We start from the raw sequence: 9,420 nt of genomic DNA on the forward strand, positions 1-9,420 counted from the left end.
TGGGCCGTGATCCGCGGAAGGTCGGCTGCCTCGGCCTCGAGCTTGTCAGTGACGAGCGCGACATCGGCGTTCGGGCCATGGCGTCGGCCTTTGGTGCGGCCGGAGAAGGGCGCGGTCTGCGACGGCCGGCGGGCCTCGGTCAGCGCCGCTCGCAATTCCTCCCAGCCCGAATAGCCGATCGCCTTGGCCAGCCGCGTGAACGCGGCAGGATCGGCGCCGGCCTCCGCCGCGAGATCGCGCATCGAACGGGTGGTGGCGTCGTAGTCATTGGCGGCGACGAAGCGCCCGACTTCCTGCAGCCGCATCGGCAGCGAAGGCAATGCAATGCGCAGTTCGCTCAAGGGAGAGGATTTCGCGGGCTCGGCCATGAAACATTTGTTGCATGAATTATGGATTGGTGCAACATTTGACGTGCGCCGCCGGAAATCGTTGCTTCGAGAAGGATTTTTGTGCTGTGACGTCAGACACGCCAAGACCGCCGCCGCGCCGCCGCTTCTTCGGCGCATGGGGACGTCGCGAGTTGCAGGGCTTGTTCTGGCAGGTTCTGGTAGTCGGGATCGCGGTCGGCGTTGTCGTCTTCCTCTGGTCCAACACCGTCACCAACCTGTCGGCCCGCCGCATCACCACAGGGTTCGCCTTTCTCGGCCGTGAGGCCGGCATGCCGATCGCCGACAGCCTGCTCGCCTACAATCCGAGGGATAGCTATCTCTGGGCCTTCGTCGTCGGCATCGCCAACACCCTGCGCGTCGCCGTCATCGGCATCGTGCTCGCGACCATCTTGGGTACATTGATCGGCATCTCGCGGCTGTCGGCCAACTGGCTGCTGTCGCGGCTCGCGGCGGTCTATGTCGAAACGCTGCGGGACATCCCTCTGCTGCTCCAGCTGCTGTTCTGGTACGTGCTGATGCAGGCCTTGCCGGCGGCGCGCGCCGCGTGGCGGCCGGTCGAGGGTGTGTTCCTCTCCAATCGCGGCCTGATCCTGCCGGCGATCCCGTTCGGAGCTCCGCAGCTCTGGGTGCTTGGCGCCGCGGTACTGGGTCTGGTCGTCTTCCATGTCATTCGGCGGCGGCTGATTGCGCGGCAGATGCGCGACGGCAAGCCGCGGCCGGCCTGGCCGTTTGCGCTCGGTCTCATCGTCGCGCTGCCGGTCGCCGTGTCGCTGGTGCTCGGCGTATCCTGGACGATCGAGTGGCCGCAGCTGCGCGGCTTCAATTTCGTCGGCGGGCTGACGCTCGCGCCGGAATATTTCGCGCTGCTGATCGCGCTCGTGACCTACACATCGGCCTTCATCGCCGAGATCGTGCGCAGCGGCATCCAGTCGGTGCCGCGCGGGCAATGGGACGCCGCCAGCGCGCTCGGCCTGCGTCGCAGCTTCGTGCTGCGGCAGATCATCCTGCCACAGGCGCTGCGCGTCATCGTGCCGCCGATGACGAGCCAGTATCTCAACCTGACCAAGAATTCCTCGCTCGCCGTCGCGATCGGCTATCAGGACGTGGTCTCGATCGCCAATACCACGCTGAACCAGACCGGGCAGGCGATCGAGGCGATCGCGCTGATCATGGCGGTGTTCCTGACCATCAGCCTTTCCATCAGCTTCTTCATGAACTGGTACAACGCGCGCATCGCGCTGGTGGAGCGCTGACCATGACGGCGATCACCGACATCCCCGATGCACCGCGCGCCGCCCGCCGGCCGCAGCTGGGAAATCCGGTGCTGCGCTGGCTGCGCACGAATCTGTTCTCCTCGATGCCGAACGGCATCCTCTCGGTCGTGCTTCTGGCCGTGCTCGGAAAGGCCACGGTCAGCTTCGTGCAATGGGGCGTCGCCAACGCGGTCTGGTTCGCGCCGGCGAACGATTCCGCTGCCTGCCGCGCGATGCGTGGCGTCGGCGCCTGCTGGGCGATCATTCCCGAAAAATACCGCTTCATCCTGTTCGGCACCTATCCGTTCGACGAGCAGTGGCGGCCGGCGCTGGCGGTGGTCTTGTTCATCGCGCTGTACTACCTTTCGACCCGCCGCGCGCTATGGCGACGCGAGCTGGCCTATCTCTGGATCGGCGCGCTGGCGCTGATCAGCGTGCTGATGTGGGGCGGCGTGTTCGGACTCTCCTTCGTCTCGCAGGACCGCTGGGGTGGTTTGCCGGTGACGCTGATCCTGGCGACGTTCGGTCTCGCCTTCGGCTTTCCGCTCGGCATCCTCGTCGCCCTCGGCCGGAGATCGAAGCTGCCGGCGATCCGCTCGCTGTGCGTGCTCTATGTCGAGCTGATCCGCGGCGTGCCGCTGGTGAGCCTGTTGTTCATGGCGAGCGTGATGTTTCCGCTGTTCATGCCCGCTGGTTTCAACATCGACAAGCTGCTGCGTGCGCAGATCGCGATCATCCTGTTCGCGGGTGCCTATCTCGCCGAAGTCATCCGCGGCGGTCTCCAGGCGGTACCACGCGGGCAGTACGAGGCTGCCGATGCGCTGGGGCTGTCCTACTGGCGCAAGCACCGGCTGATCATCCTGCCGCAGGCGATCCGCCACGTCATCCCGCCGCTGGTCAACACCTTCATCGCCTTTTTCAAGGACACCAGCCTCGTGCTGATCATCGGCATCTTCGATCTGCTCACCACGGCGAAGACCGCGATCATTGATCCGGCCTGGCAGCAGTTCTCGGTCGAGGTCTATATCTTCGTCGCTGCGATATATTTTGCCTTCTGCTTCGCGATGTCGCGCTACAGCCGCAGCCTCGAGGCGACGAGAAGGTGAGAGTCTCGTGTCCCGGACAAGGTGCGGCACGTCAGCGCTGCGCCGCAGAGCCGGGACCCAGGAGATGCAGAGGCGGTTATGGTGACATGGGCCCCGGCTCTGCAGCGCACCGCCTAAGAGGCGCTGCGCCGCGTCCGGGGCACGGGAGGCTACTTCTTCACCTTCGGATCAATCGGCGTCGTGCCGCGCAGGTCCAGAATATCCTCCAACACCTTGGCGCCGGCGATCACCTGCGCGTCCGCGCGCGGGGCGCCGACGACCTGCACGCCGACCGGCAGGCCCGATGTCGTGAAGCCGCACGGCAGCGACAGTGACGGGCAGCAGGCGAGCGTGATGGCGTAGACGATGCCGAGCCACTCGACGTAGTTCTCGAACCTCTTGCCGTCGCATTCGGCGACGTAGCGGTGTTCGATCGGGAAGGGCGGCACGATCGTGGTCGGTGTCAGCAACAGATCGTAGGTCTTGAAGAACTCGACCGCGCGGGCGGTCATGCGGACGCGCTGCGCCTCGGCGCGCGCGAGCTGATCGACCGTGAGCTTGAGGCCTTCCTCGATGTTCCAGATCACCTCGGGCTTGAGTAGGTCGCGCTTGGTGCGCAGCAGGTTGGCCTTGGTGATCGCGAAATCGAACGCGCGCAGCACGTGGAAGCATTCATGCGCCTCGCGCCAGTCCGGATGCGCCTCCTCGACGATCGCGCCGGCTTCCGCGAAGCGCTCCGCGGCCTTGCGCGTGATCGCCTTGACCTCGGGATCGACCGGGGTGATGCCGAGATCGGGCGAGTAGGCGATGCGCTTCGGTTTCTTGCCCGCCTGGGCCGCCGACAAGAACGAGGTCGTCGGCGCCGGCAGCGACAGCGGATCGTCTGCATAGTCGCCGCTCATGGCATCCAGCAGCAGCGCAAGATCCTCGACGTTGCGCGCCATCGGGCCGACCACGCCGAGATTGCGATCGATACCGGATTTGGGGGTGTGTGCGACACGGCCGATGCTCGGCCGCATGCCGACGACGCCGCAGAAAGCCGCCGGATTGCGCAAGGACCCGCCCATGTCGGAGCCCTGCGCCAGCCAGGCCATGCCGGTCGCGAGCGCCACGGCCGCGCCGCCGGAGGACCCCGCTGCCGATTTCGTCGTATCCCAGGGATTGAGCGTCGCGCCGAACACCTCGTTGAAGGTGTTGGCGCCGGCGCCGAATTCCGGCGTGTTGGATTTGGCGTAGACCACCGCGCCGTTGGCCTCGAGGTTCTCGACCATGAGGTCGGACTTCGCGGGGATGTTGTCCTTGAAGATCGGCGAGCCCTGCGTGTTCAACACGCCCGCGACGTCGGTCAGGTCCTTGATCGGCACCGGCAGGCCCGCGAGCAGCCCGCGCGCGCCGGCCGGCTTCTGCATCAGTGCTTTCGCGTTGGTCCTCGCGCGATCGAAGCACAGTATCGGCAGCGCGTTGACCTTGCCGTCGACCTCCTTGATGCGCTTCTCCAGCACATCCAGCAGCTCGAGCGGCGAGACGTCGCCGGACCGCAGCTTGTCGACGATCGCGCATGCGGTTTCGCGGATCATATCTTGAGACAATTATCTTACTCCTACCTCTTGATTGTCATTCCGGGGCGCCCGAAGGGCGAACCCGGAATCTCGAGGCTCCGGGTTCGATGCTTCGCATCGCCCCGGAACGACGGTGCCTAGAAGATCTCTGGGCAATTAACCCCACCCCGCGCTGATGCCGCCGTCCACCGTGTAGATCACGCCCGACGTGTAGCCGGCGCGGTCCGACGCCAGGAACGCCATGAGGTCGCCGATCTCGCGCGCATGCGCGGGGCGGCCGAGCGGCAGGCTCTTCTGGAATTCCTTGTAGCGGCTCTCGTCGCCGAACTGATGCTTCGCTCGTGTCTTCAGCAGCGTGACGTGGCGGTCGGTGCCGACGGGCCCGGGATTGATGCCGACCACGCGGATGTTGTCGGCGAGGCTCTTGCCGCCGAGCGCGCGGGTGAAGGCCATCAGCGCAGCGTTGCCGGCGCTGCCGCAGATGTAGTTGGCGTCGAACTTTTCGCCGGCCGCGCCGATGTCGTTGATGATGACGCCGCCGCCGCGTCCCTTCATCTGCGCATAGATATGCCGCGTCAGGTTGATGTAGCCGAACACTTTCAGTTCCCAGGCGTGGCGCCAGGCCGGTTCGTCGATCTTGTCGATCGAGCCGCCGGGGATATCGCCGGCATTGTTGACGAGGATGTCGATGTCGGCGGCTTCTTTCGCCAGTCGTGCCACGTCCTCTTCCTTGCGCAGATCGATGATGCTCGTCGCGGCGTCGATCTGGTGTGCGGAGCGCAGGCGTTCGGCCAGCACCTTCAGCGCCTCGCCACTGCGGGCGGCGAGCAGGAGATGCGCGCCTTCCTCGGCAAACGCCTCGGCGGCGGCTGCGCCGATGCCCTTGGACGCGCCGGTGATCAGGACGCGCTTGCCGCGCAGATGCAGATCCATGGGGGTACTCGCAGGAAAGGAACAGGATCAGATCAGTAGGCGCTCGGCCGCGCCACGGTCAACATTGCAGTGCAGCGTTGCGCCGCCCGCGACTTTGGTCCATTGCAGTGCGATCAATATGCGGCGGCTGCCGGACCAACCAAGGACGTTCTCGATGAGCAAGAAACAATACCGGATCGCGGTCATTCCCGGCGACGGCATCGGCAAGGAAGTCATGCCGGAGGGCCTGCGCGTTCTGGAGGCGGCGGCGAAGAAGCATGGCGTTTCCGTTCAATTCGACCATTTCGACTTCTCGTCCTGGGACTATTACGAGAAGCACGGCCAGATGATGCCTGATGACTGGAAGGAGAAGATCGGCCAGCACGACGCGATCTATTTCGGCGCGGTCGGCTGGCCGGCCAAGATCCCGGATCACGTCTCGCTGTGGGGCTCGCTGATCAAATTCCGCCGCGAGTTCGATCAGTACGTGAACCTTCGCCCGGTGCGGCTGATGCCCGGCGTGCCGTCGCCGCTGGCGGGCCGCAAGCCCGGCGACATCGATTTCTGGGTGGTGCGCGAAAACACCGAAGGTGAATATTCCTCCGTCGGCGGCCGCATGTTCCCCGATACCGACCGCGAGTTCGTGACCCAGCAGACGGTGATGACCCGCACCGGCGTCGACCGCATCCTGAAATTCGCCTTCGAGCTCGCGCAGTCGCGGCCGAAGAAGCATCTGACCTCGGCGACCAAGTCCAACGGCATCTCCATCACCATGCCCTATTGGGACGAGCGCGTGGAGGCGATGGCCAGGAAGTTTCCGGGCGTGAAGTGGGACAAGTACCACATCGACATCCTGACGGCGAACTTCGTGCTGCATCCGGACTGGTTCGATGTCGTGGTCGGCTCCAATCTGTTCGGCGACATTCTCTCCGATCTCGGCCCGGCCTGCACCGGCACGATCGGCATCGCTCCATCAGGCAACATCAATCCCGAGGGCGATTTCCCCTCGGTGTTCGAGCCGGTGCACGGCTCGGCGCCTGATATCGCGGGGCAAGGCATCGCCAACCCGATCGGCATGATCTGGTCGGGCGCCATGATGCTCGAGCACCTGGGCGAGAAGGAAGCAGGACAATCGATCGTCGATGCGATCGAGCGCACGCTGGCCGAACGCACGCTGCGCACCAAGGACCTCGGCGGCAACGCCGACACCACCGCCTGCGGCAAGGCGGTCGCGGACATGGTGGACTAAGGCGAGTTCGCGCAAGCAACTCCAGTGTCGTCCCGGCGAAAGCCGGGACCCATTGCCCCTGGGCGTGGTTGTCGCACGAACTGACAACCGCGAATCTTCGCCAAACCATATCCTGTGGCTATGGGATCCCGGATCTGCGCTTCGCTTGTCCGGGACGACATCGCCGTGACGACTTCGTTCCCGTTCAGCCGATGATCTTCTCGACCGCTGCCTGATCCAGCCCGAACTTCTTCCCGGCCTCGAGAATCTCCTGCCAGGTGGTCGGATCGACAGGAATGCCTTCGGCAAGCCGCTCCTTCTTGGTCTCGCGCTCGGGCTCGCCGGCGATCTTGACCTTGTCGACGCCGGGGGCGGGCGGTGAGCCGGTGTGCCAGGCCACGAAGCTCTCGACCTCGCGCGCGAGGTTCTCGCCGGTGCCGAGCTTGCCCGGGTCGATGACGATCGAGAGCATGCCGTTGAGGACGTTGTGCTTGCCGTCGGACGGGCCCTTGACCACCTGTCCGCCGGAGAGTGCGCCGCCGAGGATTTCGCACACGAGCGCGAGGCCCGAACCCTTGTGCTCTCCGAACGGCAGGATGGCGCCGTACGGCGGGATCACGGTGTAGCGCGGATTGACCGTGGGCTTGCCTTCATTGTCGATGATGGTGCCGGGCTCGAGCTCGACGCCTTTGTTGTGGGCAACGCGGGTTTTGCCCTGCGCGATCCTGCTGGTGGCGAAGTCGAGCACGATGGGGTCCTTGCCCCTGCGAGGAATGCCGACGCAGAACGGGTTGGTGCCGTGGCGCGCATCGCTGCCGCCCCAGGGCGCCACGATCGGGCGCGAGATCACGTTGACGAAGTGAATCGAGACCAGCCCGTGGTCGATGCATTGCTCGGCCCAGTGGCCGATGCGGCCGATGTGGTGCGAGTTGGAGAGGCCGACGAGACACACGCCGTTGCGCTTGGCGCGCTCGGCCGCCAGCTCCATCGCTTCATGGCAGATCACCTGGCCATAGCCGGTGAGGCCGTCCAGGGTCAAAAGCGGACCAGTGTCGAGCACGACCTTGACGTGCGCGTTCACGGCGAGGCCGCCGTTGGTGACGCTCTGGACATAGCGCGGGATCATGCCGACTCCGTGAGAGTCATGTCCCTTCAGATTGGCCTCGACGAGATTGGTGGACACGAGCTCGGCCTCGCGGTCCGAGGAGCCTCCGGCCTTGACGATGGCGTGGATGGCTTTGGTGAGCGGCTCTGCCTTGATGGTGCGATAGTCGGCCATTGTTGTTGCTCTTATCCCTTCACGATTTGGCGGGGAGCGTAGGGTAGGTTAGGCGAAGCCGTAACCTACCCTACGATTTCACGATGCGGCGGCAGTGGACCCAGGCTGCCTCAATCAGGTTCTCGCTCGCTTCCGGTGTGCGGAAGGCCGAATGCGCCGACAGCGTCACGTTCGGCAGTTTCGTCAGCGGGTGATCGCCGGGCAGCGGTTCGATGTTGAAGACATCGAGGCCGGCATGGCGGATATGGCCGGACTTCAGCGCGTCGATCATGGCGGCTTCGTCGATGACAGCGGCGCGCGCGGTGTTGATGAGGATGACGCCACGCTTCATCGCGAGGATCTTCTCGCGCGTGATCATGCCGCGGGTTTCGTCGTTGAGCAGCAGATGCAGCGATACGACGTCGCTCTTGGCCAGCACCGTATCGAGTTCGGTGAACTCGACGCCGGGATAGCTCTTCGGCGAGCGGTTCCAGGCGATCACCTTCATGCCGCTGCCGGACGCAATGCGCGCAACTTCCGCGGCGATGCCGCCGAAGCCGATCAGCCCGAGGGTCTTGCCGGTGAGCTGCATGCCGTCCTCGCGCAGCCAGTTGCCGGCCCGCATCTCGCGGTCCATCATCGCTATGACGCGGGCCGAGGCCCACATCAGCGCGATCGCGGATTCCGCCACGGCCGTGTCGCCATAGCCCTTGATCAGATGCACGGAGATGCCGAGCTCGGCGAGCTCTTCCGGATTCATGTAGCTGCGCGCGCCGGTGCCGAGGAACACGACGTGCTTCAGGCCGGTGCACTTCTTCGCGACCTCGGTCGGCAGCGCTGTATGATCAACGATCGCGATCTCGGCGCCATCGAGCACTTCCGGATATTGTTCGGGCTTGATGTCGGGATCCCTGTGGATCCGTACCTTGGGATCATCGGGCCTCGTTAGCCGCTCCATGATCCCGGCGAGGGCTTCATTGGCGTCGACGAAAACTCCGCGCATGTCTCTCTCCGGTCAGGACGCGACGCCGGCGATCGCCAGCACGGTATGCATGAGAACGTTGGTGCCCGCGGCGCAGTCGGGCTGCGTGGCATCCTCCAGCTCGTTGTGGCTGATGCCGTCCTTGCAGGGCACGAACACCATCGCCGCCGGCATGACGGTGTTGAGGTTGCAGGCGTCGTGGCCGGCGCCGGACGTGATGCGGCGAGAGGAATAACCGAGCGTCTTCGCCGCGTTCTCGACCGCCGCGATCAGCTTGGGATCGAAATGCGTCGGCGGCTTGCGCCAGACCAGATCGATCTTGACCTCGACCTTGCGGCGCGCGGCGATCTCTGCGATCGCGGCGCGCAGGTCGCGGTCGAGCGCATCCATGATCGCGTTATCGGCGCTGCGGCAGTCCATGGTGAAGGCGATCTCCCCGGGAATGACGTTGCGCGAGGGGTTTGCGATCACGGCCTCGCCGATGGTGCCGACCGCGTTCGGTCCGTGCTTCTTGGCAATCGCTTCCATCGCCAGCACGATCTCCGACAGTGTCGCCAGCGCGTCGCGCCGCAGCGGCATCGGGGTCGAACCCGCATGGCTCTCGAAGCCGGAAATCTTGCCGTCGTACCAGAGCACGCCCTGGCCGGAATCGACCACGCCGATGGTCTTGCCTTCGGCTTCCAGGATCGGGCCCTGTTCGATATGCAGCTCGACGAAGCAGCCGAGCTTCTGGAAGCCGACCGGCTTTTTGCCG

General features: G+C 65.1%; 8 protein-coding genes and 1 pseudogene. 3 read left to right on the plus strand and 6 right to left on the minus strand.

The genetic code is table 11. The features are described from left to right. Nucleotides 1–368, minus strand: a pseudogene (locus IC50_RS24570) (MurR/RpiR family transcriptional regulator); the annotation flags it as partial. Nucleotides 369–454: 86 nt separating this feature from the next. Between IC50_RS24570 and IC50_RS24575 the strand changes: the two are divergent. Both IC50_RS24575 and IC50_RS24580 read left to right on the plus strand, forming a co-directional pair. Next, nucleotides 455–1,642 carry an amino acid ABC transporter permease gene (locus IC50_RS24575; protein WP_035710797.1) on the plus strand — a complete coding sequence of 396 codons (1,188 nt, stop codon included), beginning with the start codon at nucleotides 455–457 and terminating at the stop codon, nucleotides 1,640–1,642. Nucleotides 1,643–1,644: 2 nt separating this feature from the next. Then, nucleotides 1,645–2,748 carry an amino acid ABC transporter permease gene (locus tag IC50_RS24580; protein ID WP_035710782.1) on the plus strand — a complete coding sequence of 368 codons (1,104 nt, stop codon included), beginning with the start codon at nucleotides 1,645–1,647 and terminating at the stop codon, nucleotides 2,746–2,748. 149 nt (nucleotides 2,749–2,897) lie between these two features. Here the strand turns inward: IC50_RS24580 and IC50_RS24585 are convergent, their stop codons facing one another. Next, nucleotides 2,898–4,316, minus strand: a complete 1,419-nt coding sequence (locus IC50_RS24585) for an amidase (protein WP_035710786.1) — start codon at nucleotides 4,314–4,316, stop codon at nucleotides 2,898–2,900. Nucleotides 4,317–4,442: 126 nt separating this feature from the next. Further along, nucleotides 4,443–5,219: an SDR family oxidoreductase gene (locus IC50_RS24590; RefSeq protein ID WP_035710788.1), complete on the minus strand. Its 777-nt coding sequence runs from the start codon at nucleotides 5,217–5,219 to the stop codon at nucleotides 4,443–4,445. Nucleotides 5,220–5,373: 154 nt separating this feature from the next. On the opposite strand from IC50_RS24590, the gene IC50_RS24595 reads away from it, so the two are divergent. Continuing rightward, nucleotides 5,374–6,447 carry a tartrate dehydrogenase gene (locus IC50_RS24595; RefSeq protein WP_035710801.1) on the plus strand — a complete coding sequence of 358 codons (1,074 nt, stop codon included), beginning with the start codon at nucleotides 5,374–5,376 and terminating at the stop codon, nucleotides 6,445–6,447. A 184-nt stretch (nucleotides 6,448–6,631) separates the two neighbouring features. Here IC50_RS24595 and IC50_RS24600 read toward each other — a convergent pair whose 3' ends face one another. The 3 genes from IC50_RS24600 to IC50_RS24610 all read right to left on the minus strand — a co-directional run. Then, the gene (locus IC50_RS24600) at nucleotides 6,632–7,705 is read right to left on the minus strand and encodes a malate/lactate/ureidoglycolate dehydrogenase (RefSeq protein WP_035710790.1); all 1,074 of its coding nucleotides are present in this window, start codon (nucleotides 7,703–7,705) and stop codon (nucleotides 6,632–6,634) included. A 70-nt stretch (nucleotides 7,706–7,775) separates the two neighbouring features. Then, on the minus strand, nucleotides 7,776–8,687 hold the full coding sequence (locus IC50_RS24605) for an NAD(P)-dependent oxidoreductase (RefSeq protein ID WP_035710792.1): 912 nt from the start codon (nucleotides 8,685–8,687) through the stop codon (nucleotides 7,776–7,778). Nucleotides 8,688–8,699: 12 nt separating this feature from the next. Then, nucleotides 8,700–9,420, minus strand: a 721-nt coding sequence (locus IC50_RS24610) for a Zn-dependent hydrolase (protein WP_035710794.1), incomplete at its 5' end; no start/stop codon positions are given.

Origin of the sequence: Bradyrhizobium genomosp. I (2014), from assembly GCF_000261685.1 — a bacterium.
In the GTDB taxonomy this organism is placed as follows: domain Bacteria; phylum Pseudomonadota; class Alphaproteobacteria; order Rhizobiales; family Xanthobacteraceae; genus Bradyrhizobium.